The following is a 23808-nucleotide window of genomic DNA, read 5'->3' as shown; positions in this document are numbered from 1 at the left end:
CCGGACGCGCAGTGCCGGGAATTTGTGCGTCAGTCCGCGAAGGGATCAAAAATCCGTCCGTCGAAAAACCTGTCCCGCTCCAGAATCAGGCGTCCCGAGGCAGAGGCAACGGCGGTCCTGTGGCTCAGCGAGCCTTCCAGCTTGTCCGAGGCGCCCGGCATCTCGGCGCCGGTTCCCTGCAGGGCATTGCGGTAAAGATCGCTGCGAAAGACTGCGGCGGCCCGCGTCATCGCATCCGCCTTGTCCAGCCCCGCGCGCCCGGCCAACTGTTCCGCGATCCACCTGGCCTGGCTGCGCCATGGAAAGGTGGCAGCGCCCCGGTGGAACTCCACAAAGCCCGGAACCTCGCGCACGTCGCCCTTTGGCGAGATCGTCAGATGGCCCGAGAGCGCCCGGTCGAGGATCTCGGACGGCACGCCCAGCCAGCGGCGGCGCGACAACAGCTCGGCGGCGGCCGTCCGGCTTTCGGGGTGCGACAGCCACCGGCCCGCGCGCCAGACCGCCCGCATGAGGCGACCCAGCAGATGCGGTTCGGTCTCGGCCCAGTCGGTGCGCGTGGCCAGTACCTTTTCTGGCGCGAATGACCAGATCGCACAGCCCGGAAGCAACAAGGCACCCGATCCACGCTCGACCGACACCGACCCCCATGGCTCGCCCACGCAAAAGGCGTCGATCTCGCCAGCAGCAAGGGCCTGCGCCATCAGCGGCGGCGGGATCGTCCTGATCTCGAATCCGATGTCCGCCAGCGGGGTCGCCGACCGCCAGACATGCAGCAATTCGACATGCATCGAGAACGGGAACGGCACGCCAATCACGAGGGACGGCCCCGCCACCCGCGCAAGCGCCGCCCCTGCCGCGCCCGCATCGGCGAAATCGAAGGCATATCCCGAAGCCGCAAGCGCAGACTCGAGCGCGCGGCTGATGCCGATCACGTTGCCATTGGCCGACAGCACCGACACCGCGGAAATCGCCGTCGTGACCCCGCCTATCCCCAGCGCCATCGCCACCGGGACCGGCGAGGGCAGGTGCGCCGCGTCGACGCGGCCAAAGGCCAGCATGTCGCGCACCGATGACCACGAGGGCGCCGCGACCAGATCGAGCGACAGCCCCTCGGCCTCTGCAAAGCCAAGCTCTTGCGCGACGATCAGCGGGGCGGCATCGACCAGCGGGATATAGGCCACAGGCAGCGAAACCGCCTTCATCGCAAGAGCCCCGCAGCCGTCACCAGCGCCTCTGCGACCTCGGCCACCCGGCGGCCCTGGTCCATGGCCGCCTTGCGCAACAGCGCATAGGCGTCGTCTTCTCCGATCCCCTTTGCCTTCATCAACAGACCCTTGGCCCGGTCGATTACCTTGCGCTCTTCCAGCGCGCGCCGCGTCTCGATCAGTTCGGTGCGCATCTGCCGGATCATCTGGAAACGGGCGATGGCGGTGTCCATCACCGGCTTCAGCCGTTCGGGCTGCAGGCCGTCGACGACATAGGCCGAAACCCCGGCCTCGATCGCGGCGCGGGCAAGGCCGCCCGCCGCACCCGAGACGAACATCGCCACCGGGCGTTCCAGCGGGCCGGTCGCCAGCGTCAACTCCTCAAGCATGTCGCGCGTCGGATTGTCGATGTCGATCAGCACGACGTCGGGCATGAACGCCGCGATCCGCCGCGACAGCCCGGTGACATTGCCGATGACGTGGACATCGTAGTCGCCGCTGTCCTTCAAGGCATCGACAATGGCGATCGCGCGGTCACGATCCTCTTCGACGACAACGATGGTCAGGGGGGCGGTCATGGCCCCCGAATGCTGCGGTTGCACGCAGCGCGCAAGACCGGCGATCGCCCACATCGCGCGGCGTCCTCGCCGCGCTTATTTTTTGCGCAAGGACTGACGGGTTCGCCCGTTTTGTAGCGACCCGCTGGGTTTCACCAAAGCCGCGTCCTGTAGGATTCGTCCAGAAGGCAGTCGACCTCATCCGCAGAGACGGGCATTTCTGCCTGGTCCTTCAGCATCTCGCCAAGCGTCGGCATGTCGGAACGCGCAGGCCAAGTCTCGGGCGCCCAGAGCTTCGAGCGAATGAACGCCTTGGCGCAGTGCAGATAGACCTCGTGAACCTTCACGACCAGGACAGCGCGCGCGGGGCGGGTGTTGACGTGCATCTCGCGGCACAGATCGCCGTCCAGCGTCAGCCGCGCCTCGCCGTTGATCCGAAGCGTCTCGTTCATGCCGGGGATCATGAACAACAGCCCGACCGCCGGGTTCTCGACAATGTTCTCCCAGGTATCGAGCCGATTGTTGCCGGGGCGATCCGGGATGGCGAGGGTCCGGTCGTCCAGCACGCGGACAAATCCTGGCTGGTCCCCCTTGGGCGAGACATCGCCCGTGCCCGATCCGCCCTGCGAGCCGATCAGGACAAATGGCGATCTTTCGATGAAACGGCGGGAATGCACGTCGATGCTGCGAAGCTGCTTGCGAATGGCGACGTCATGGGCCGGCTCGAAAGCATCTCGCAACTCTTGCCGGGAGGTGACGAATTTCATGGGGCGTGTTCCGTATGCGTTAGGGGCTCTGTGCGCATTCGATGTTAGCCGCCATCGGCCAATGCCATCAAGGATGCCGCGCCGAACCCGACACGCGAAAGCGTCAACGATTCCGTCTTCGCCCAGAGAGACATCGAGATCGTCGTCGGCGATCTGAACTTCAGCTATGACGACGAGCGCATTCCGAACTACGGAACGAACGTGCCGATGGTCCACGACGGCGAGTTTGTGATCGCCCCGGAATAGATGGGAACGAAACAGCGCCGGTCGCATCGGGCGACACCCTTGAATACATGCCTTCCGGGTCCTCGTTCGGGAGGCATTTCGTTTGCGGCAGGATACCTGCGAGGTTCTGCCCGCCAACGCGAAAAAGTCGGGCGCCGCACGCATCTTCGCCTTGGGCATGGCAGGCTTGTATCCGTGCATCCTGTCTGGCGTATGCGGCACTTGGAGGCGCATGGCAGCCTGCCGCCCCCGCCATAGCGCATGCGACGCCCTCTCTTGCTTCCGTGATGCACGGACTGCGGCTCCGCAAGGGACGTAGCAATCAGAGGGTGGTGCATCTCACTTGCATACTTAAACCACCTTATTGCATATTGACTTGCCGTCAATCTTACACAAGGATCGAGCGCATTACGATTTGGATGCCCGGGGACATCCCGGTGACCGACACGGCACGAACAGGGGACACGTCCGCCGGACCCGCGCAGGTCAGACCGTCGGAGCGGGAGGAACACCAGCCCCAGGCCATCGTCGGAACGAACTCGAAGACTTCGGACTGCGCGGGCAAAGCGACCGCCGAGATGGCTCGCCTTGTGCCGCGCGCATATTTTCCAGGGAGGGAAACATGAAGATCAAAGTGGGAAACCCAGCATTCTCCAGCCTGTCGAGGCTTGCACTCGCCGCCGCCGCGATGGGCTCGATCGTCGCCGCACCGGCGACGGCAAAGGAACTGCGCTATGCCGTCGGCCTGCCGGAGAGCAGCTACAACTACGATGCCGCCGTCGCCTTTTCCGAAGAACTCGCGGAAACCACCGATCTCGACGTGAAGGTGTTCGGGATGTCGCTGCTCAGCCTGAACGAGATCCCGGGCGGGATCCGTGACGGGTTGGCGGATCTCGGTTACACGCTGTTTCCCTACTTTCCGGCTGAATTTTCAGAGCTGAACCTTCCGGCGAACCTGTCGATGCTTGCCACCTCGGGCACCCCGGCCACCCATGCCGGGCCCGCGATGATCGGCGCGTCGATGGAATACATCATGCTGAACTGCGAGGATTGCCAGACGCAGCTCAAGAGCCTGAACACGGTCTACCTCAGCGGCGGCGCGGCCGTGGACTACGGGCTGGTGTGCAACACCCCCGTGCGCACCATCGAGGATATCGCAGGCAAGCGGGTCCGCACCGGCACGCCCGACATGGGCCGCTTCGTCGAGTTCTACGGAGGCACGCAGGTCGCGCTTTCCGGCAACGAGATCTATGACGCGCTCAGCACCGGCAACGTCGACTGCTCGACCAACTCGCCAGAGAACCTGACGGGCCTGCGCTACATCGAAGTGGTGGATTCGATCACCCACCTGATGCCCGGCAGCATGTTCTCGGGACTTGGCACAGCGAACATCAACCGTGACACTTGGGCCGGCCTGACGGAAGACGAACGCCGCGCCGTCATGGAGGCCGGGGGCCGCCTCGCCCTCACCGCCTGGCAGATCCTCAAGGAACGCAACGAAGCGGGTCTCGAGGCGATGAAGGCCGAAGGCAAGGACGTGTTCCTTGTTTCCGACGCAGACCAGGCGAAGATCACCGCGTTTGCCGAGCAGGATTTCGCGACGGTCGTTGCGCAGTTCACCGAGCAGTACGGGCTGAACGACGTCGAGGCGAAAGCAGAGACGATCAGAGAGCTTGTCGAGAAGTGGAAGGGCCTGACCAACGAGGTCGAGGGCACGGACATCCAGGCCTTCTCGGACCTCTACGTGCAGGAAATCTATTCGAAGATCGACACGTCCGAATACGGGCTGAACTGATCCACAGGGGCGGGGCGCCGCGCGCGCCCCGCCCCCTCTCCTGCACCCTGCTCGAACCCGGTTCCACGAGGGCCGTCAACCAAAGGTCCGGCACATGCGATTCCTGATGTCGTTCATCGACAAGGCGACTTTCGTGCTGGCGATCATCGCCGCGCTCGCCGTCGTCATGATGATGGTCCAGGTCAGCCTCGACGTGCTGCTGGACCTGCTGTTCAACACCCCCGTGCCCGGGACGCTGACGCTGGTATCCAGCTACTACATGCCCCTCATCACCTTTTTGCCGCTGGCCTTCGTCGAGCGGAACGAGAACCACATCGCGGTCGAAGTCGTGACCCAGTTCTTTGCGCCGCGGGGCCAGAAGCACCTGTTTGGCTGGACGTTCCTGTTCTGCTGCATCGTCTGCGGGATGCTGACGCATGCGACGTGGATCGAGGCGGTCGACAAGTTTCATATCGGGTCCTTCAGCATCGAGCGGGGGGTGAAGATCGTGAACTGGCCGGTGCGGTTCTCGGCCCCTGCCGGATACGGCCTGATGTGCCTGCTCTTCGCGCTGAAGTTCCTCGCCTACCTGCTCGGCGCCAAGACCCTGACGGCCGCCAATCCCCACCATGGCGTCTTCCAGGAAGACATCGGAGCCAAGGAATGACCAACGTCGAGATCGGGCTTCTGGGCCTCACGGTCCTGATCATTCTGATCGGCCTGCGCGTGCCCATCGCCATCGCGCTGTTCTCGGTCCCCTTCGTCGGGATCTATGCGATGTTCGGCTGGCGTCCCGCGCTGGGGGCCCTCAAGGTCATCCCCTACGATTTCGCCGCAAGTTGGGAGCTGAGTTCGATCCCGATGTTCCTGCTGATGGGCTACCTTGCCTATCACACGGGGATCACGGCGGGGCTTTTCGACGCGGCGCGGGTGTGGTTGGCCCGATTGCCCGGCGGACTCGCGATTGCCAGCATCTTCGGGGCGTCGGGCTTTGCCGCCGTCACCGGGTCTTCCGTCGCCACCGCCGCCGCGATGGGCAAGATCGCGGTTCCGGAAATGCAGCGCCACGGCTACGACCCAAGGCTGTCCACAGGCACGGTCGCGGCGGCGGGCACCATCGGTGCGCTCATACCGCCCAGCATCCTGCTGATCCTCTATGGCGTCATCGCCGAGGTTCCGATCAACAAGCTGTTCCTCGGCGGTGCCGGTGTCGGGCTTGTGTCGGCTGTCGCCTACATCCTGGTCGTCATGATCTGGGTTCTGGTCAACCCGGCCATCGCCCCGAGGTCGGACGAGACACATACGATGCGCGAACGTCTGACCATGCTGCGCAAGGTCCTTCCCGCATTGCTGCTGGCGCTGATGGTGTTCGGTGGCCTGTTCGCGGGGCTGTTCACCCCCACCGAGGCGGGCGCGGTCGGGGCGACGCTGTGCACCCTGATCGCGGCGGCCCAGCGCAAGCTGACCTTTCACAAGTTCCGCATTTCGGTCGGCGAGGCCTTTGCGACCACGTCGGCGCTTCTGTTCATCGTGATCGGCGCGAACCTGCTGGCCCGCTTCGTGGCCCTCAGCGGCGTCGATGCCTACATCGCCGACGTGGTCGCAGCCATGAGTTCCTCGACCATCCTGTTCCTCATCGGGATCGTCGGCATTTACCTCGTGCTCGGCATGTTCCTCGAACCGACCGGGGCGATGATCATCACCCTGCCCATCGTGTTGCCCGTGGCCGCGACGCTTGGCGTGAACGAGCTGTGGCTCGGCATCTTCCTCGCGAAGATCCTCGAGGTCGGGATGATCACGCCGCCCATCGGGTTGAACGTCTTCGTGCTGAAGAACGTCGTCGACAAATCCATTTCGCTCGGCACGATCTTTCGCGGAACGACCTGGTTCCTTGTGGCCGACCTTCTGGTCCTTGCCCTGATCGTCGCCGTTCCCGCCATCGTGCTCTTTCTGCCGGGTCTGCTGTGACCCGGCCTTGCGCGCCCAACTTCAAGAAGACCGAAAGGCCCCGATCATGAAAGTCGCCGTCTTTTCCGCCACCGGGGATCAGGGACTGGCCCAGGTCCACGCCCTTGTCAAAGCCGGGCATACTGTGACCGCGATCGCGCGTCGTCCCGAGGCTGCGGCGCTGCCCGAGGGCGTGACGCCCTGTGCGGCCGACTACGCCGATCACGACAGCCTGCGCGCCGCGATGGACGGGGCCGAGGCCGTTCTTCTGAACCTTCCGTCCACGTCATTTCAGGCGGCCGAGCCGCTGATCGACGCGACGCGGGTGATCGCAAAGGCCGCGGCTGAATCGCCCACGCTTCAGACGCTCGTCTTCAACACCAGCATGCCGGTGCCGAAGGTGCGCATGAACATCGCCGCGCAGGACGCGCGGCTGGAAATGCGCGAGATCCTGTTGGCCTCGGGGGCGCCCGTGATCGTGGTTCAGCCTGTCGTCTACATCGACAATCTGCTCAAGGCCTGGGCCTGGCCCGAGATCGACCGCGAGAACCTGATCCACTATCCGCACGAGGAAACGCTCGAGGTCTGCTGGATCTGCCATGCCGACCTTGCCAGCCTCATGGTCGCCGCCGCAGAGCGCCCGCATCTTGCTGGCCGCGTCCTTGATGTCGGGGGCCCCGAGGCGATCCGGGGGCCGGACCTTGCGCGCAGGCTTGGCGCGGTCTGGAACCGGCCGCTTCGGTTCCAGAGCATGCCCGTGGCCACCTGCGGCGAGGTGATGGCAGCGGTGTTCAAGGCATCCGCATCGCTGGACAGCGCCACCCTCGCCCGCGAGATGACGCTCAAGTATACATGGTACAACGACCCCGTGGATCGCCCGTTCTACGTGGACATGGCGCCCGTGCTGCAAGACCTGCCGGTCCGGCTCACGTCGCTCGAGGATTGGGCGGCGCGTCAAACCCTGCCCGAAACGGTGTGATGGCGGCCTTCGGCAGCCAGCTTTCCGCCTTCAGCGGGCGCCGCGAACCCGGAACGCGCGCCGCGCAAAACGGCACGTCTCCCCCTGTCGGCGGAACAGGTCATCGTATTCCCCGAACTGGGTCCGTGTCGTCCCGTCCGCGGTCGTCAGGTATTCCACCGTGTAGACCCGCGCCGTCGCGCTGTTGCCCGACACTTCAAGCCGCCCGAGATGGGAAAAGAAATGCACCGCGGCATACCCCGCCATCGCGGTTTCCCATGCCGACAGGATTGCAGGCGCCCCGGCGATTTCGCGGTCCCGGATTGACCACACGGCATCTTCTTCCCAGCAGGCAATCCACGCCGCGCCGTCCCGCCGGTTCACCGCATCACCATAGGCCGCAATCACCTCAAGGATCGCGAGTTTCTCGGTCGTGTCTTGCATGTCATGGTCTCCCAAGCCCTGTTTCCCAAGTGCAGGATATCTGTATTTCTCTGAGGCTTTCAAAGTATACCTGACTCCCCATCCCGCGTCATGAGCCGCACCCCGAAAAGAAGGATCGCCCCGCTTGGACCGACTTTCCCTCCATCCGCTGACCGCACTCCGATCCACCCCGTCGGAGTTCCTCGACATCGCCGGACGGCTTGGCTGCCAGACGGTGTCGTTCTTCGTCCACGCCGGGCGCAGCGCCTGCCCCCATGTTGACTCGCTGGAACAGGCGCGGGACCTGCGGCGACAGGCCAAGGCTCTTGGTATCCGCATCTGCAGCTTGGACGTCTTCTCCATCGGTCCCGACGGATTGCCCGACAGTTTCGCCCATGCGCTCGACCGGGGCGCGGCGCTTGGCGGCGAGCGGGTGACGGTGACCATTGGCGATCCGGACCTTGCCCGGGCGCGGGACAGCTTCGACGACTTCTGCGCCATGGCTGGCGAACGCGATCTTGCGGTGCATGTCGAGTTTCACGCCTTCGGAACCCTGAACACGCTGGCCGCGACCCGGGATTTCCTTGCGCTGGCCCCGACCCCGGCGACGATCAGCGCTGACGTGCTTCACTTTTATCGAAATGAGGGTGGTCTGGCCTCGCTTCTCGGAGACCACACCGGCTCCATCGGCCATGGCCAGCTGTGCGACGGCCCGCTCGTGCTACCACGCGAGAACTGGCTGGACGAGGCTGTGACGGACCGGCGGCTGCCCGGCGAGGGCGAGTTTGACCTTGTCGCTTTCCTGCGCGCCCTGCCCCCGACCGTCGTCATCGACATCGAGGCGCCTACCCTCGCCCATCCCGGCGCATCCGATTTTGACATGTGCGACCGCGCCCTGTCGGGCGCCCGGGCCGTGATGGCGCGCGCCTTCGACGCGGAACCGCGCGAGGCCGGGGCATGACGGACCGCGAGGCAAACAGGCGCATCACCTTGATCGAGAAACGTGCGGACATGACGGACAAGGCGTTTCACGCCCATTGGTCCGGGCCCCATGCCGAGATCGCCCGCGACCTGCCCGGCCTGGTCTGGTACGTCCAGAACCATGTTCAGAACGTGCTCTGGCCTCAGGGCCAGGAGGTGCGGCACCTCGGCATCGCCGAGATCGCCTTTCGCGACCCCAAGGACATCTTCCACCGCATCGACGGATGGGCGCGTGTGGACGAGTTGCGCAAGGATGAGGGGCGGTTCCTGTCCGCCCGCTACGGTTGCTGGACACATGCACATGACGCGCCGGTCCTGCCATCGCAGCGCAGGATCGTCGTGCAGTTCGGCCAGCCAACGGGCGACAGCGCCGACAAGGTCCGGCGCAGGATCGCGGACCAGGCGGCATGGATCGCGACGGAATTTCCCTGCCACGTCGAAGACTGCATCGGGGGCTCGCCGGATGTTCTTGACGATCCGCCGGGCTGCTTCCTGTTCGTCGAGCTTCCCGCTACCGGGGACATCGGATCGCTCATGTCGAACGGCCTTGCGCCCCTGCGTGACCTTGGCGTCAGCGCCATCGCGCACGTCGTTCATGCCGAGGCAAAGCGTCTGCCCATCGACCTGACCCTGACAGCACCATGACGCAAGAGGGCAAGCAGATGGGCCACGAGTCCCTCCCTCTTGGCCGGTTCGATCTGACGCCAGAGCGGGACGATCTGGTCCGCCGCATGTCCGGCGCGCCAGTGCGGCTGGACATGCGTGCACATCCCATCTTCGCCTTCGTCGGCGCGCTTGGCGGGTTGCCGTTGCCGATCAAGGACCTGAGCGAGGGCCTTGGCCTTGCCTTCGACAAGGGGCCGGTGCTGGCCGGATGCCGCATCGACATCACCCGCCCGCTGGAGGTCGCTCGAAGCTATGCGGTCGCGGCGCGTGTCGAGGGGATCGAACGCAAGCCGAGCCGCCGCTTTGGCTGGGCCGACCATCTGCACCTTGCCATTGCGCTGTCCGACAGCGCGCCCTTCACCGATATCCGTCTTCACATCATCTTTCCGGCAACGGAGGCGCCATGACCGAATTTCCCGACACCCCCTTCGGCCCCGTCTCGGGCGAAGACATGGCCACCTGGTGCGACCTGTTGTCCGACGACAACCAGATCCATTTGTCGCGCGCCGCCGCCGAGGCTGCTGGCTTCGGCCCCAACCGCGTGAACCCCGGCCCCGCGAACCTTGCCTTTCTGCTGAGCGCCGCGATGGCCGCCGATCCCGAAGCCGGGGTCACCCGGATCGACGCGCGGTTCGAGGGTAACGTGGTCGAAGGCGATCATGTCATCGCCCGAAACGAGGGGAAGGCGCTGGCGCTCTACCGCGACGGAGACGACCGGCCGGTCGTGACTGCCAGCATCCAGTTCGGAGCAATAGAATGACCGACATGATCGCGCAGGCCGCCAGTACGACAGTCTATCCCCTGATTGCCATGCGCGCGCGGACGGCGCCGGACGCGCTTGCCCTGACGGATGGCACCACCGACCTGACCTTTCGGGACCTCCTTGCCGGGGTCGATCGCTGCGCCGCAGCGCTTGCGGCGCGCGGCCTGACGCGCGGTGACCGGGTCGCCGTGATCTCGGAGAACCGGATCGAATACACGCTTGTCGAACTGGCAGGGGCAAAGCTCGGGCTTATGACGGCCTGCCAGAACACGCGGCTTGCGCCTTCGGAACTTGCCTACTGCACCGCCCTCGTCGATCCTACGCTGATCGTCGCCTCGCCCCGCCACATGCAGACCGCGCAGGAGATCGCAGGCGACGTGCCGGTCGCGGGGTTTGACGACCTCTCCGCGCCCGGCGAGACCACCTGCGTTGCCCAGCCTGAGGACGGTCTGTTCATCATCTATACCTCCGGGACCACGGGCCGCCCCAAGGCCGCCGTCATCAGTCACCGCGCGCAACTGGCTCGGACAAGCGCGATGCGGCTCGACCTCGGCATCCTGCCCGGCGATGGCTATATCTCGTGGGCGCCGATGTATCATATCGGCGGCACCGAGCATCTTGTCTCGGCGCTGCTGTCCGGCGCGCCCGGATATATTGTGGATGGCTTCGACGCAGATCGGATCATCGACGCGCTGGAACGGTTTCCTGTGGGATGGCTGATGCTGGTTCCCGCCACCATCGAGCCGCTGATCGAACGGCTCAAGGAACGCAAGCCCGCGATCCGGGGCGTGCGAGCGGTCGGCTGCATGGCCGATCTCGTCCCGTCGGACGTGATCGCGGAAATCACCTCGCTTGTCGGCGCGCCCTATCTGGATTCCTTCGGGGCGACCGAGACGGGGATGGGTCCGCTATCTGGGAACCTGATCCCGCAAGGAACGCGCCCCACGGTGTTTCCCAAACGCCTGACGATGCTTACCGAATTGCGCCTGTGCGACGCGGCGGGCCGTGATGCTGCGGACGGCGAACCGGGCGAGGCATGGGTGCGCGGGCCGACCGTGTTCTCGGGCTACTGGAACAACCCCGAGGTCAACGCCAAGGATTTCGCCGAAGGCTGGTTCCACATGGGCGACATGTTCCGGCGCGAGGCCGAGGGCTACATCTTTGTCGGCCGGTCGAAATACCTCATCAAGTCCGGGGGCGAGAACATCTATCCCGCCGAGATCGAGCGCGTGCTTCTGTCGGACCCGCGCGTCGCCGACGCCATCGTGGTGCGCAGGCCAGACCCGAAATGGGGCGAGGTGCCGGTGGCGGTCGTGGTGCGTGCCTCTGCCATGACCGAGGATGACGTGATGACGCTCTGCCGGGCCGAGCTTGCCGGATACAAGCGGCCCAAGGGCGTGCTGTTCGTGGGGATGGACGACCTGCCGCGGTCTGTCAGCGGCAAGATCCTGCGCGAAGAGGTGGAAAAGCTGGTCTAGCGGATCAGCGCCCGGGTGGCATCGACAAGCCGTTGGGCACGCTCCACCGTGCCGACACCTGCGGTCGCCAGACGCTTCATCGGCACTTCCATGTCGATGGGGATGTCGGCGGGCAGCGCGTCGATGAAGGCGGCAAGCGGAAACGCACCCTCGCCCGGAATGCCGCGATCGTGGACCGCTTCGGCAAAAGCGCTTTTGGGAGCGTCGAGAGGTCCGTCGCACAGCTGCGCCGCACCGATCAGCGCAGGATCGCAGGCCGCAAGATCGGCAATCGTGCCGCCGGTGCGAAACAGGTGCAGCGGATCGACCAGAAGGCTGAGGGTGTCATGCCCGATCTCGCGCAACAGCGCCTCGCCCGCACCGATGGACCGGCATTCCGAGAATTTCATGAACTCGATGCTGACCGCGATCCCGCGCGCCGCCGCCGCATCGGCCAGGGCGGCGAGGCCGTCTGCCGCTCTTCGTTCGTCCCTGTCCTGCACCAGCGCGGTCAGTCGTGTCGCGCCGATCTCTGCCCCGAGGTCGAGCGCGCGAGCGAACGCGGCGACATCCGTATCGGGCCCGATCGAGAAGACCTCGATGTTGTGTACACCGACTCCGTTTTCGGCGCACGCGGAACGGAACGACGCCAGGTCGCTGTGCTGCACCTTCGGAAAGATGTCGAGGTCCGGCGACGGCGGGGTCACGAAGACCGACACCGTGTCGATACCAACGGCCCGCGCGACGCCCGGAAGGTCAACCGGTGCAACGTCGCGCAAGCTCAGTTGATGCAGCGCAAGCCGATGCATCAGGCGCCGAGATAGCTGTCGATGACCGCTTTATTGCCCGCCAACTCGGCACTTGGTCCCTCGAAGGCGATCTTGCCGCGATCCAGCACATAGGCCCGGCTGGTCGCCTCGAACGCCCGGTGCGCGTTCTGTTCGACCAGAAGCACAGTCAGGCCCTCGGCGTTCAGTTTCTTTAAGGCATCGAACACCTGGTCGGTGATGATCGGCGACAGGCCCAGGGACGGCTCGTCCAGCAACAACAGGTGCGGCCCACCCATCAGCGCGCGCCCGATGGCAAGCATCTGCTGCTGACCGCCCGACAACGTTCCCGCGATCTGCTCGCGCCGTTCCTCGAGCACCGGGAACAACTCGTAAACATAGTCCAGCGAATAGATCGTCGGGCGTTTTCCCCGCGCGATCATGCCGACCTGAAGGTTCTCGTAGACGCTCATGTCGGACAACACCTGCCGACCTTCGGGCACATGCAGCAGGCCCGCGCGCGAGACCGCGTATGGCGACATGCCCCGCGTGTCGCGGCCCTCGAACGAGACGTCCCCTGACTTGCGTTTCACCACGTTGGACAGGGTATTGAGCAGCGTCGATTTGCCGGCGCCGTTGGACCCGATCAGGGCGACCATCTCGCCCTCCTCGACACGAAGCGACACACCCCGCAGCGCGTGCACGCCGCCGTAGGACACATGCAGATCGTTGATCGAAAGTTTGCTCATCTCAATGCCCCGATGTTCCGATGTAGGCCGCGATCACCTGCGGGTCGCGTATCACGGTTTCCGGACTACCCGCGGCGATCATGCGCCCGCTGTCGAGTACGTAGACCTGTTTGCACAGGCGCGTGACAAAACCGACGTTATGCTCGATCAGCAAGAGAGCCATGCCGCTGGCGGCGAGTTCCTTGAAGATCGTGGCAAGCTCTTCGCTCTCGACGTCGTTCATGCCAGCCACTGGCTCGTCCAGAAGGACGATGTCGGGATCGGCCGCGATAGCGCGCATCATCTCGACGCGGCGCTGGTGGCCATAAGCAAGGTTGCCCGCCTCGTAGTCCGCGTATTCCTCCATTCGGAAGCGCCGCAGAAGATCCCAGGTCTTTTCCTCGAACCGCCGCGTCTCGCGGTGTGCGGCGGGCAGGCCCAGGATCTGGCTCAGGATCGACGCCTCCTCGCGCCGGTGGAACCCGATCAGCACGTTCTCCAGCACGGTCGCCTCGGGCAGCAGACGGATGTTCTGGAACGTGCGTGCCACGCCCTTGCGTGCGACCACGTCGGCGCGGTCCGTGGCAAGGCTGACCCCGTCGACAGTGATGTCGCCTTCGGTCAGGGCCAGCACGCCCGAGATCATGTTGACGACCGTGGATTTGCCCGCGCCGTTGGGGCCGATCAGCCCGGTGATCTCACCCGGGCGCACTTCCATCGTCACCTCGTCGACCGCCTTCAGGCCGCCGAAGTGCTTGGATACGTTCTCAAGATGAAGTGACGGCATCGCGGGCCTCCTTTTCACTGGCGCGCTTGCGCTGCTGACGGGCCTGTTTGCGGCGGCGGAACCAGAACACGATCTCGTCGCCCACGCCGTTCGGCAAGAAGGTGATGACGAGGATCAGGATGACCCCGTTCACGGCCTGCCGGTTCTCGGCCAACGGCCGCGCGATCTCGGGCAGTAGCGCCATGATGAGCGCCCCCATGATCGGCCCAAGGAGCGTGGTGCGCCCGCCCAGGATCACGACCGTCAGGATATTCACGATGAAGGCAAAGCCATAGTTATGCGGCTCGATCTGGAAGGTGTAGAGGCTCTGAAGCCCGCCGAACAAACCGCCGATCGCACCCGACAGGATGAACGCGATGATGTGGTACTTGCCGATGTTCACGCCAAGCGACGAGGCAACGCTTTCCTCCTGCCGGAGCGCGTTGAACACCCTGCCCATTCCGGAACGCCCGATGTTCCAGAGCACATACATCGTGACGGCCACGACCAGCAGCAGGATCCAGGTGTTCACTTCGCGCGGGATGCCCACGATGCCAAGCGCACCGCCGGTAAATCCTTCGCCGTAAAGCAGAAGCGACAGGATGATCTGCACGAATGCCAACGTTGCGATGGCTTGGAACGCGCCTCTCAGCCGGGCCAGGGGCAGCGCCAGAAGACCGCCGACAGCAGCGGCAAGAAGCGTTGCGAGGATCACCGTCATGAAGATCGGCACCTCGGTCCGGGTGGCAAGGATCGCCACGCAATAGGACCCGATCGCCGCGAAACCCGCCGTCGCGATCGAGAACACACCGGCCCGGAACGCGATCTGCTGGCTGTAGCCGAACCCGACGGCCAAAAGGAAGAAGTCGATGATCGGCTGGTAGGCGAGATAGAACTGGATCATTGGCGGGTTCCCCCTGCGACGGCATTGATGTCACCGAAGAGCCCGTTCGGCCGCACCAGAAGGACGAGGAACAGCAATCCGAAGATGATGGCGTCGGTCAGTCCCGAAGGCAGGTATGCGACGGTCAGCGACTGCGCCACGCCCAGCATCAGAGACGCGATGATCGCCCCCTGAACGCTGCCCAGCCCGCCGATCACCACGACAACGAACGCCCGCAACATATAGGGTTCGCCCATCAGGAACTGGATCGAATTGAACAGAAGACCGATAAGGACGCCCGCCAGACCGGCCAGCGCCCCGGCGATGAAGAAGGTCTGCAGGTAGACGCTTTGCGCATTCACGCCCAACAACGCCGCCGCGCGTTCGTTCGTCGCGACCGCGCGGACCTGCCGCCCGAAAGTCGTCTTCTTCAGGTAGAAGATCAGTGCCGTCACCAGGACGGCAACCACGCCAAGGATCACGATCTGCAAGAGCGAGATGCGCAGGCCGAACACGTCGTAGAACTGGATCGGAAACGTCCCGAACGGAAAGTTCAGGACCTGCGTGTTCGACACCTGCTGCGCGATGGACACAAGGATGAGGTCCACGCCGATGGAAGACACCAGCGCCGGAAACTCGGCATTGCCGCGCTTGCGCAGGGCCCGGAAGGCGATCAAGTCGATCAGGATCGCGATCAGGCCAGTGGCCAGCATCGAAAAGCCGATGGCCATGACGAAGGGCAAGCCATTGATCGTGCAGTAATACGCGATGAACGCACCCGCCATGAACGTGGCGCCATGCGCGAAATTGAGAAGCTTCTGAACCCCGAAAATCAGGGTGAACCCCAGGGAAAAGAGCGCGTAGACCGATCCGGAGACCAGCCCGTTCAGGATTTGCTGTGTAAGCATGCCATCCACCAGTTGTGGGAAAAAGGGACCCCGGTCGTCGAGTGAGGGGTGGCGGCAGGGCCTGCGCCCCGCCGCCAGGGATGCTAGTTGTCGACGAGGGTGAACTCGCCGTCCTTGACCTGCATCACCCGCATTCCGAAGTGCGGAACGCGCTCTTCATCGAAGCTGTAGGTGCCTCCACCGATCACCACCGGCACGTCCTTTTGCGCCGTCAGGGCCGCGAGGACCGAAGCCCGCGTCGCGCCGCCTTCGCTCGCGGCGGCATCCCGCACGGCTGACGCCACAACCTGCATGCCGGAATAGCCATTGGCGTGCCATTCGTCCGGCGCAATGCCGGTCTTCGCCTCGAAGTTCGCGGCAAAGGCCTCGCCGAATTCGCCGTCACCGCCCGGCACCCAGGCACCGATCAGATAGACATCCTCGACGGCCGCTCCGCCCTTCTCGATGAAGGTCGGCGAGGCAAAGGCATTGTGGCCGAGGATCGCGGTCGACGGATCAAGCCCGGCCTGCTTGAGCTGCAGGATGATGTTGGCCCCCTGCGACGCAGGCGTGCCGACGAAGACGCAGTCTTGCTCCGATGTCGCGATCTTGGTTGCAAGGGCGGAAAAGTCGCTGTCCGCGAGGGCGACGCCATCGACGGAGGCGAGGTTCACCCCCTGCTCCTGCACAAGCTCCTCGAACTTACGCTGAAGCGCGACGTAGGATTCATTGTCCTTGACGCCGATGATCGCGCAGTTCTTCACGCCGAGGTCCTGCGCCGCGAAATCGGCGATATAGGGAATGGTCACGGTTCCGGGCTGGGTCAGGATGTTGGACCACGGACCGGCCTCGATCACCTCGAAGGTGTTCGTGGTGGTGATAATCGGAAGCTCGCGCTCGTTCGCGACGCTTGCGCCCGCCATCGCCACGGAACCGGACGTCGGCCCCATCACGAGCAGCAGTTCAGGATCGGCGGCAAGCCGGGTGATGAGCGACAGGGTCTGGGTTCTGTCGGTCGCATCGTCGGCGACCTCGAAATCCATCCGGTTGCCTTCACCGAAATAGCCGTTCTCGTTCATCTCTTCGGCAGCCATCGCTGCGCCTTCCGCGACGTTCTTGCCGATGAAGGCGGCGCCGCCGGTGAGCGACTGTAGAATCACGACCTTGTAGTCCTCGGCATGTGCACCGGGCGCAGCGGCCGTCACAGCCGCCCCGCAGGTTGCCGCAAGCATAAGCGTACGAATTTTCATAGTTTCCTCCCTTTGCTTGGCCGCGTTTGTCGTCCGATAGCAGCCCGGATCGGGTTAGCGGCCTTCCCCCCAAGGGCATTCCGGCATGTCGTCCCTTGTATGGTGGATTTGCTCATAAATATACATCTCAATCAATCAGATTCTCTCATCGACCGCATCTCGACGGGCATAAAACCTCTGGAACGCGCCGCCTTTCCGGGCGATAGGACACCCCCACGTCGCTGTTTCAAAGGGGTTTCCCGCAGTTTTCCCTTGTATACGGATCAACAGTTTTTCATACTCAATATCCTCAGGGAGACCAAAATGACGGCGACGGAAGGAACAGGCATGCTCGATTTCAAGGCGTTCACCGCCATCACGACGATCGGTGACCTGCTGCTCCGGACGGCGTCGATTCATCCCGACAAGGACGCGATCGTCTTTCCCGACCACAGGTTGTCCTTCGCCGAACTCGAGCGCCGCGCGCTTGACCGTGCCCGCGGCCTGCGCGCGTTCGGTGTCGGGCCGGGCGACCATGTCGGTATGCTTCTCCCTTCCTGCCTTGAAGCGGTCGAGACCTTTTTCGCGATTGCGTTTCTTGGCGCGGTCTCGGTCCCGATCAACGCGCGCTATCGGAGCGCCGAGCTGGGGTTCGTGATCGAGAACGCGGATCTCGCGGCCATCGTCACGCAAGGAGAGGTTGCCGAAGGACTGAACTTCATCGAGCGCCTGAACGAGGCGTTTCCATCGCTGGCCGACCAGCCCGCCGACGCGGCGCTCGACCTCGCAGAGGCGCCGCTGTTGAAACGGGCGATCCTGACCGGCAACGACAGCGCACCCGGCTTTACAAGCGATGCGGCCTTCCGTGAGGCCGTCAACAGCGTCACGGATGACGAGATCCATGTCTTGCGCAACCGTGTTCGCGTCGCGGACACCGCGCTGATGCTCTACACTTCGGGGACGACGTCTCGCCCGAAGGGCTGCATGATCTCTCATGAGAGCCTGATCCGCACCGGCCAGGCGATGGCGAAACGCTACGAGATGACCGAAGCCGACGTGTTCTGGTCGCCTCTGCCAATGTATCACATCGGCGCGATGTTTCCCCTCTGCGCGGCCTATTCGGTCGGCTCCACCTACCTTTCGATGCACTACTTCGAAGCAGGCGTGGCGCTGGAAATGATCGAGGCCGAAAAGGCGACCGTGACTTATCCCAGCTTCGGCACGTTCATCGGCGACATGATCTACCACCCCGATTTCGAGAAGCGCGACCTGTCCTCGATCCGCATCATGAATTCCAACATGGCGATGCAGCCCGCGAGTTTCGCCCGGGCGATCCAGGAAAAGATTCCAAACGCGATCCAGGTCGGCACATTCGGCATGACCGAGACCTCGGGCACCGTGACCACCAGCTTTCCGACCGACAGCTACGAGGAACGCACCCGCCGGCTTGGCAAGCCCTTCGACGGGCTTGAGGTCCGCATCGTCCACCCCGAAACCGGCCCCTGCGGCACGGACGAGATCGGCGAGATTTGCGTGCGAGGCTTCTCGATCTTCACCGAGTATTACAAGGACCCCGAGAAGACCGCCGAGGCCAAGCGTGATGGCTGGTTTCACACCGGCGACCTTGGCGCCTTCGATGCGGCGGGGTCTTTGATGTTCCACGGCCGCCTCAAGGACATGCTGAAGGTCGGCGGCGAGAACATCGCCGCGCAGGAGATCGAGGCGCTGGTTACGGGCCACGAGGCCGTCAAACTGTGCCAGGTGGTCGGCAAGCCCGATCCACGCCTGCAGGAAGTGCCCGTCGCCTTCGTCGAGCTTGTTCCGGGCAGCACGGTAGATCCCGACGAGATCATCGCCTTCTGCAAGGGCAAGATCGCCAGCTTCAAGGTCCCGCGCGAGGTGCGCTTTGTGACCGAATGGCCGATGTCGTCGTCGAAGATCCAGAAATTCAAGCTCAAGGAAATGCTGGACTGAACGGCCCGGGCATCCCGGAAATGCGAAAGGGCCCCGTGGTTCCGCGGGGCCCTTTTTCATGTGCCGCGCCCAGTTGCGCGCCGGTCCGTCACTCCTCGGGGGCGAGGGTCACCTTTATGCCGTCCAGCTCGTCGGACATCTCGATCTGACAGGACAGGCGCGACGTCTCCCGGTAGTGTTCCGAGAATTCGACAAGCTCGTATTCATCGCGCGACTGCTCGCCGGTCTTGTCCAGCCAGTCCTTGTCCACATAGACATGGCACGTCGCGCAGGAACACATCCCGCCGCAGATCGACGCGATGTCGAGCCCGCCCTTGTCGCGCAGGTTGAGCATCAGCGAGAGGCCGTTCTGCGCGTCGATGACCTTTTCCGACCCGTCGCGGTCGACAGCATTGATCTTGGGCATGATATCCTCCCTGTTTCGGACTTGAAGTTATTGTATCCAGAACAGGCGGTCAACGCATACAGACTACAAGTCGATCCGCGGTGTCTGTCCGTCCCATGCCGCACAGGTCTGGTCGATCTTGTCGAAGAATTTCAACAGGCCCGGGCTTGGCTGCACGAGTTCCAGAACCCGCCCGGCGTTGTCGGGGTCGGTATCGAGGTAGGCAAAGGGGATCTTCGCTTTCGTCACGCCCCCCTGCAACACGCCAACGCCGCGTTCGGCCCACCTTGCCAGATCGGCCTCAAGGTCTTCTGACAGCGCGCAGACATGGTGCAGTCCTCCGCCCGTCGCGGACAGGAACTCGGTAAAGATCGACGCGCCGCCTCCGGTCTGCTGTATGATTTCGATCTGCATCCCGTCATGGCTTGAAATCGCCACGCGGGTCTCGGCATCGCAGGGCCTTCCCCGGAACGTCACCGAGGCATAGGGAACGGTTCCCGTGACGAAAAACGGCCCCACGCCCATGATCTGGACCCAGTGATCCACGGCGGCATCAAGCTCGTCGACAACGTAGCCCAACTGCATGATCCGGCCAAAGTGTCTGCCCATGTCGGCACCCTTAAAAATACAGAACTTAGCGTTTGCATATACGAGGATGGCTGGTAAAATACAACAAATTCAGATCTTGCGCCCCACCACAGCCGCGAGGCGAGGAGGAACACACATGAATCCGAGCGAAGTCCAGTCCATCAAGGACCAGCAAGCCTACGAATCCCAGCGCGGCGGTCCGCCCGAAGGATTCCCCAAGCTTCCCGACATTCCCGGTGGTCGCTACGTCGATCCCGAGTTCAACCGCCTCGAAATCGAACGGATGTGGCACAAGACGTGGGTCTACGCGATCCATGCCGACGAGGTGCCCGAGGTCGGATCGTACATCCAGTGGACCCGGCTGGGCGAGCCGCTGTTCTTCATCCGGGGCGAGGACCAAGAGGTTCGCTGCTTCTACAACACCTGCCGCCATCGCGGCGCGCCCGTTGTGACCGAGGAGTCCGGCAAGTCGCGTGGCGTCACCTGCAAATACCACGGTTGGACCTACAACACGCGCGGCGAGCTGATCAATCTGCGCGACCGCCGCGATTTCGTCGATCTCGACATGTCCTGCCGTGGCCTGATCCAGGTCCGGTGCGAGAACATCGGCAACCTCTATTTCGTGAACCTCGACCCCGAGGCCGAACCGCTGCGCGACTTTCTGGGCCCGGCGGCGCGCGACCTTGATGAGGTCAAGCCGGACACGCTGATCTTCGTCGACAAGACGTCGATCAAGGTGAACTGCAACGTGAAGATCCTGCTGGATGCCTTCATGGAGACGTATCACCTCAAGTCTATCCACCAGAACACCGTCGACCGCTTCCTTGATCATCGCGGCACCGCCATCACGCTTTGGGACAAGGGCCACAGCCGCATGGTCACGCCCTACAAGCGCGAAGGCTGGAAGGACCCCGGCGTCAAGGGCCTGCCGGAAGTCGAAGGCGTGGACCCGTATTTCGAGACCACGAACTATTCGCTGTTCGCCTACCCGAACTTCGTCTCGCCAATCGCGCCCGCCGGTATCCCGGTGCTGTGCTTCTGGCCGGACACCATCGACACGATGACCATCGAAGTGCACTGGTTCGCCCCCTCATGGGGTGACGGCGAGCGCCCTGAGCGGTGGGACATGCGGCTCAAGAACTTCCTCGATATTCTCGATGAGGATCTTCAATTCGCGGACAAGATCCAGACCTCGGTGGAAAGCGCGGGCCTGCGCGGCTTTCCCCTGAACTACCAGGAGCGGCGCATCTACCACTGGCACGCCGAACTCGACAAGCGGATCGGTGCGGGTGACGTGCCCGACGACCTGCGCGTTCCCGACAGGCTTGGCGACTGGGTCACGGCGTTCGATCCGGCCGAGGCGCGCAAGACCGCCGAACCGGTCGAGAGCTGACGCAGCATGGCCGTCGCAGCCCATGAGCCGCCGGTTCTTGCCGTGCGGCACGGGTCGGTTTGCGTCATCACGCTGAACCGCCCCCATGTGTCGAACGCGATGGATGCCGAAGGCTCCTACCTCGTGGATCGTCACGTGCGAGAGGCCGAGGCCGACCCGGACATCGGCGCGATCATCCTGACGGGCGCGGGCGACAGGGCGTTCTGCGCGGGCATGGACCTCAAGGAAGCCGCTGCAAGGGGTGCGGGCCACGGCCTTGTCCCCGGCGCAGGGTTTTGCGGCGTGACCGAACGGGTGATCGAGAAACCCGTGATCGGGGCGATCAACGGGGCTGCGGTCGCGGGCGGCTTCGAGATCGCGCTGGCCTGCGATTGCCTGATCGCCGTTCAGGGCGCGCTGTTCGGCCTGCCCGAGGTCAAGCGCGGCATGGTCGCCTTCACCGGCGGCGTGCAGCGCCTTGCGCAACAACTGCCCCGCCAGATCGGGATGGAGATCATCGCCTGCGGCACGCTCCTCCCCGCCGAACGGCTGGAGGCGCTTGGCGTGGTCAACCGCACCGTACCGCAGGACCGGCTGATGAGTGAGGCGCTGGCCTTTGCGGGCGCCATGCTGACCAATTCGTGGCACGCGATCCGCTTTGCCAAGGCGCTGTTCAACGACGCGCAGAATGAACCGCTTCCCGCCGCGATTGCGCGCGGGCACGCCAATGCAGACCGGCTTATGCGGTCGGACGAAAGCCGCGAGGGGATCGCGGCCTACGCCGAAAAGCGTGACGCCGATTTCGGGAGGATAGGATGAACGACGAAACCGCGCAAAAGCCGAACTGGGGCCTGACGCCCGAGGAACTGGCGACGCACAAGACGATCTTCGCACCCGACCTGCTTGCCGGTCAGCGGTTTCTCATCACCGGCGGGTCGATGGGCATGGGCAAGGCGATGGCCTTTCTCTGCGCCCGGCTGGGGGCCAAGGTGATGATCTGCGGGCGGCGCGAGGAACTGCTGCAAGAGACGCAGAAACAGGCGAAAGAGCTTATCGGCGCCGACATCCATTATCGCCCCATGTCGATCCGCGACGAGGATCAGGTCGACGCGCTGCTGAACGACACGTTCGAGGAATTCGGCGGGCTCGACACGCTGGTGAACAATGCGGGCGGGCAGTATCCGCAGGACGCCATCGACTTCACGCACAAGGGCTGGAAATCGGTCATCGACCTGAACCTGAACGGCACTTGGTGGATGATGCAGGGCGCGGCGCAACGCTGGCGTGACCGGGGCGCACCGGGCCACGTGGTGTCCAACGTCGCCCATGTGGAGCGCGGGATGCCGCAGGCCGCCCACACCTGCGCCGCGCGCGCGGGCGTGATCTATCTCAGCCGCACGGTGGCGACGGAATGGGGCCCGCTCGGCATCCGCGTGAACTGTGTCGCCCCCGGCGCCATCGCGACCGAGGGGCTGTCGAACTATCCGCCTGAGGCAACCAAGCGCTTCAACAACGTGAACCCGATGTTCCGCATGGGCGACAGCTGGGACGTGGCCGAAGGTGTCGTCTACCTGTCGGCCCCGTCGGGCGATTTCATCACCGGCGAGGTCTTGACCATCGACGGCGGGATGCGGATGTGGGGCACGGTCTGGCCCGCAGGCGTGCCCGAGGCGTTCCAGAAGTACTAGTCGCGCGGGATCATCGACATGGTGGCCTTGGTCAGGCCGCCATCCACCACCAATTCGTGCCCGTTGATATAGGCCGCCTCGTCCGAGGCGAGCCACAGGACCGCGTTGGCAATATCGGCTTCCGTGCCCAGACGGCGCGACGGCACCCCGGCGGTGCGCCGTTTCTCGATGGCCGGATCGACATAGACTTGCGCCGACATCCCGCCCCTGTTCATCCCCGGCGCAACCGAGTTGATCCGAAGCCCGAGCGGCCCCCATTCCTGCGCCATCATCTCGGTCATCGCGGCCAGCCCGCGCTTGGCCCCGGCGTAGGCATTGACGCCCGGCGACGTCGCGATGCCCGCCGAAGACGTGATGTTGATGATACAGCCGGACCCGCGCGAAATCATCCGCGCCGCGACCAGCCGGGCGACGTTCACCGCAGCCGTGAGGTTGACGTTCACGATCCGCGCGAAATCCTCGAACGAGGTGTCCTGCAACAGCGCGAATTTCAGGATGCCCGCGTTGTTCACCAACAGGTCCGGTGTCTCGCCAAGGGCATCGAGCGCCGCAACGACCGTCTCTTCTCGGGTGACGTCCCCTTCGAAGAACCGCACACCGGGCAACTCGTCCAGAAGCGGCTGGGCAGCCTCACGCGAGAGATCGAGGATCGCGACATCCCAGCCTTTCGCCACGGCATGGCGCGCCGTCTCGGCGCCCAGCCCTTTGCTTCCGCCCGTGATGAATGCCAGTGCCATTGCGACGCCCTCTTGTATATTGTATTGACGATTATGAACACAGAATTGGCCTGTCGGGAAAGCGTGAAATGGTCCGCCTGA

26 protein-coding genes are annotated in these 23808 nt (G+C 64.2%); 13 read left to right on the top strand and 13 right to left on the bottom strand.

All coding sequences use genetic code 11. From position 1 onward, the window contains the following. Positions 1–29 precede the first annotated feature (29 nt). The 3 genes from KTJ87_RS01645 to KTJ87_RS01635 all read right to left on the bottom strand — a co-directional run bounded on the left by KTJ87_RS01645 (position 30) and on the right by KTJ87_RS01635 (position 2529). The gene (locus KTJ87_RS01645) at positions 30–1202 is read right to left on the bottom strand and encodes an ABC transporter substrate-binding protein (protein ID WP_267137323.1); all 1173 of its coding nucleotides are present in this window, start codon (positions 1200–1202) and stop codon (positions 30–32) included. After that, positions 1199–1783, bottom strand: coding sequence for an ANTAR domain-containing response regulator (locus tag KTJ87_RS01640; RefSeq protein WP_267137322.1), 585 nt, complete (start codon positions 1781–1783; stop codon positions 1199–1201). Before KTJ87_RS01640 ends, KTJ87_RS01645 begins: the two co-directional genes overlap by 4 nt. A gap of 131 nt (positions 1784–1914) precedes the next feature. Further along, entirely contained in the window at positions 1915–2529 is a 615-nt protein-coding gene (locus tag KTJ87_RS01635) for a pyridoxamine 5'-phosphate oxidase family protein (RefSeq protein ID WP_267137321.1), read from the bottom strand. Between the two features lie 847 nt (positions 2530–3376). Between KTJ87_RS01635 and KTJ87_RS01630 the strand changes: the two genes are divergently transcribed. From KTJ87_RS01630 to KTJ87_RS01615, 4 genes are all read left to right on the top strand, one after another. Then, entirely contained in the window at positions 3377–4549 is a 1173-nt protein-coding gene (locus KTJ87_RS01630) for a C4-dicarboxylate TRAP transporter substrate-binding protein (RefSeq protein ID WP_267137320.1), read from the top strand. A gap of 94 nt (positions 4550–4643) precedes the next feature. After that, positions 4644–5195, top strand: coding sequence for a TRAP transporter small permease (locus KTJ87_RS01625; RefSeq protein ID WP_267137319.1), 552 nt, complete (start codon positions 4644–4646; stop codon positions 5193–5195). Beyond that, a complete protein-coding gene (locus KTJ87_RS01620; protein ID WP_267137318.1) occupies positions 5192–6496 on the top strand; it encodes a TRAP transporter large permease in 1305 nt (434 codons plus the stop codon). The genes KTJ87_RS01625 and KTJ87_RS01620 overlap by 4 nt, the downstream gene beginning before the upstream one ends. 46 nt (positions 6497–6542) lie before the next feature. Then, positions 6543–7454, top strand: coding sequence for an SDR family oxidoreductase (locus tag KTJ87_RS01615; RefSeq protein WP_267137317.1), 912 nt, complete (start codon positions 6543–6545; stop codon positions 7452–7454). A 30-nt stretch (positions 7455–7484) separates the two neighbouring features. On the opposite strand, the gene KTJ87_RS01610 is transcribed toward KTJ87_RS01615, so the two are convergent. Beyond that, positions 7485–7877 carry a YybH family protein gene (locus tag KTJ87_RS01610; protein WP_267137316.1) on the bottom strand — a complete coding sequence of 131 codons (393 nt, stop codon included), beginning with the start codon at positions 7875–7877 and terminating at the stop codon, positions 7485–7487. 124 nt (positions 7878–8001) lie between these two features. Between KTJ87_RS01610 and KTJ87_RS01605 the strand changes: the two genes are divergently transcribed. From KTJ87_RS01605 to KTJ87_RS01585, 5 genes are read left to right on the top strand one after another with little or no spacing between them, the layout of a single operon-like run. After that, on the top strand, positions 8002–8817 hold the full coding sequence (locus KTJ87_RS01605) for a sugar phosphate isomerase/epimerase family protein (RefSeq protein WP_267137315.1): 816 nt from the start codon (positions 8002–8004) through the stop codon (positions 8815–8817). Further along, positions 8814–9482, top strand: a complete 669-nt coding sequence (locus tag KTJ87_RS01600) for an EthD domain-containing protein (protein WP_267137314.1) — start codon at positions 8814–8816, stop codon at positions 9480–9482. Before KTJ87_RS01605 ends, KTJ87_RS01600 begins: the two co-directional genes overlap by 4 nt. Further along, entirely contained in the window at positions 9479–9910 is a 432-nt protein-coding gene (locus tag KTJ87_RS01595; RefSeq protein ID WP_267137313.1) for a hypothetical protein, read from the top strand. Before KTJ87_RS01600 ends, KTJ87_RS01595 begins: the two co-directional genes overlap by 4 nt. Then, positions 9907–10263: a MaoC/PaaZ C-terminal domain-containing protein gene (locus tag KTJ87_RS01590; protein ID WP_267137312.1), complete on the top strand. Its 357-nt coding sequence runs from the start codon at positions 9907–9909 to the stop codon at positions 10261–10263. The genes KTJ87_RS01595 and KTJ87_RS01590 overlap by 4 nt, the downstream gene beginning before the upstream one ends. Next, entirely contained in the window at positions 10260–11744 is a 1485-nt protein-coding gene (locus tag KTJ87_RS01585; protein WP_267137311.1) for a class I adenylate-forming enzyme family protein, read from the top strand. The genes KTJ87_RS01590 and KTJ87_RS01585 overlap by 4 nt, the downstream gene beginning before the upstream one ends. Here the strand turns inward: KTJ87_RS01585 and KTJ87_RS01580 are convergent. The 6 genes from KTJ87_RS01580 to KTJ87_RS01555 all read right to left on the bottom strand — a co-directional run bounded on the left by KTJ87_RS01580 (position 11741) and on the right by KTJ87_RS01555 (position 17004). Continuing rightward, positions 11741–12502 carry a sugar phosphate isomerase/epimerase family protein gene (locus KTJ87_RS01580; protein WP_267137310.1) on the bottom strand — a complete coding sequence of 254 codons (762 nt, stop codon included), beginning with the start codon at positions 12500–12502 and terminating at the stop codon, positions 11741–11743. The two genes, KTJ87_RS01585 and KTJ87_RS01580, sit on opposite strands and share 4 nt — an antisense overlap. Before the next feature lie 29 nt (positions 12503–12531). Next, entirely contained in the window at positions 12532–13239 is a 708-nt protein-coding gene (locus tag KTJ87_RS01575) for an ABC transporter ATP-binding protein (protein ID WP_267137309.1), read from the bottom strand. Position 13240: 1 nt separating this feature from the next. After that, the gene (locus KTJ87_RS01570; protein WP_267137308.1) at positions 13241–14005 is read right to left on the bottom strand and encodes an ABC transporter ATP-binding protein; all 765 of its coding nucleotides are present in this window, start codon (positions 14003–14005) and stop codon (positions 13241–13243) included. Next, complete coding sequence (locus tag KTJ87_RS01565) at positions 13986–14888, bottom strand: branched-chain amino acid ABC transporter permease (RefSeq protein ID WP_267137307.1); 903 nt, start codon at positions 14886–14888, stop codon at positions 13986–13988. Before KTJ87_RS01565 ends, KTJ87_RS01570 begins: the two co-directional genes overlap by 20 nt. Then, positions 14885–15775: a branched-chain amino acid ABC transporter permease gene (locus tag KTJ87_RS01560; protein WP_267137306.1), complete on the bottom strand. Its 891-nt coding sequence runs from the start codon at positions 15773–15775 to the stop codon at positions 14885–14887. Before KTJ87_RS01560 ends, KTJ87_RS01565 begins: the two co-directional genes overlap by 4 nt. Positions 15776–15858: 83 nt before the next feature. Continuing rightward, on the bottom strand, positions 15859–17004 hold the full coding sequence (locus KTJ87_RS01555; RefSeq protein WP_267137305.1) for an ABC transporter substrate-binding protein: 1146 nt from the start codon (positions 17002–17004) through the stop codon (positions 15859–15861). A 303-nt stretch (positions 17005–17307) separates the two neighbouring features. Here KTJ87_RS01555 and KTJ87_RS01550 point away from each other — a divergent pair, with 303 nt between their 5' ends. Then, positions 17308–18957: a class I adenylate-forming enzyme family protein gene (locus KTJ87_RS01550; RefSeq protein ID WP_267137304.1), complete on the top strand. Its 1650-nt coding sequence runs from the start codon at positions 17308–17310 to the stop codon at positions 18955–18957. Between the two features lie 88 nt (positions 18958–19045). On the opposite strand, the gene KTJ87_RS01545 is transcribed toward KTJ87_RS01550, so the two are convergent. Beyond that, positions 19046–19363 carry a 2Fe-2S iron-sulfur cluster-binding protein gene (locus KTJ87_RS01545; protein WP_267137303.1) on the bottom strand — a complete coding sequence of 106 codons (318 nt, stop codon included), beginning with the start codon at positions 19361–19363 and terminating at the stop codon, positions 19046–19048. A 63-nt stretch (positions 19364–19426) separates the two neighbouring features. Beyond that, positions 19427–19951 (bottom strand): VOC family protein, encoded by a 525-nt coding sequence (locus KTJ87_RS01540; protein WP_267137302.1) that lies wholly within the window; start codon positions 19949–19951, stop codon positions 19427–19429. A 115-nt stretch (positions 19952–20066) separates the two neighbouring features. On the opposite strand from KTJ87_RS01540, the gene KTJ87_RS01535 reads away from it, so the two are divergent. The 3 genes from KTJ87_RS01535 to KTJ87_RS01525 are packed head-to-tail and all read left to right on the top strand — an operon-like array spanning position 20067 to position 22990. Continuing rightward, positions 20067–21323 (top strand): aromatic ring-hydroxylating oxygenase subunit alpha, encoded by a 1257-nt coding sequence (locus KTJ87_RS01535; RefSeq protein ID WP_267137301.1) that lies wholly within the window; start codon positions 20067–20069, stop codon positions 21321–21323. A 6-nt stretch (positions 21324–21329) separates the two neighbouring features. Further along, positions 21330–22121, top strand: a complete 792-nt coding sequence (locus tag KTJ87_RS01530) for an enoyl-CoA hydratase/isomerase family protein (protein ID WP_267137300.1) — start codon at positions 21330–21332, stop codon at positions 22119–22121. Next, positions 22118–22990 (top strand): SDR family oxidoreductase, encoded by an 873-nt coding sequence (locus tag KTJ87_RS01525; RefSeq protein ID WP_267137299.1) that lies wholly within the window; start codon positions 22118–22120, stop codon positions 22988–22990. Before KTJ87_RS01530 ends, KTJ87_RS01525 begins: the two co-directional genes overlap by 4 nt. On the opposite strand, the gene KTJ87_RS01520 is transcribed toward KTJ87_RS01525, so the two are convergent. Then, positions 22987–23727 (bottom strand): SDR family NAD(P)-dependent oxidoreductase, encoded by a 741-nt coding sequence (locus KTJ87_RS01520; RefSeq protein ID WP_267137298.1) that lies wholly within the window; start codon positions 23725–23727, stop codon positions 22987–22989. The genes KTJ87_RS01525 and KTJ87_RS01520 overlap by 4 nt on opposite strands. Positions 23728–23808: the final 81 nt, after the last annotated feature.

Source organism: Anianabacter salinae, assembly GCF_019061145.1.
Taxonomy (GTDB): domain Bacteria; phylum Pseudomonadota; class Alphaproteobacteria; order Rhodobacterales; family Rhodobacteraceae; genus Anianibacter; species Anianibacter salinarum.
The sequence above is the reverse complement of the archived record's forward strand: the minus strand, read 5'-3'. Positions and strand labels throughout refer to the sequence as shown.